Annotated in this window: 1 protein-coding gene; it reads right to left on the bottom strand. The window is 39.0% G+C overall.

Annotated features, from left to right (window positions below):
* The coding region (locus tag CWC11_RS20760; RefSeq protein WP_249330790.1) for a transposase at positions 1-290 on the bottom strand (290 nt) is incomplete at both ends.

Raw genomic sequence — 290 nt, forward strand, 5'->3', positions numbered from 1 at the left:
TTAATTATTAAATGTAGTTTGAATCCATATGACCAACCCATAGTGCCTTTTCCATGATGAGCAACGCCTTCAAACACTTTATTTCTTTTAGCTCTGATGATGTGACACACTTCTATTTTAGTGGAGTCAATAAATTGTATACCAGTGGGCTTGCCAAGTTTTGATGTGAGGTAACTGCACATCGGAACCACCACACTAGGCATAAGCGCGAGAAACCTTGTGTAACTCAGCAACTCTGGAAAATAGGCTTTAAGTTGACGGCAAACATAGTGAAGGTAGTAGTTTTTGAA

The sequence above is a fragment of the Pseudoalteromonas sp. S3178 genome (assembly GCF_005886985.1).
GTDB classification, from domain to species: Bacteria; Pseudomonadota; Gammaproteobacteria; order Enterobacterales; family Alteromonadaceae; genus Pseudoalteromonas; species Pseudoalteromonas carrageenovora.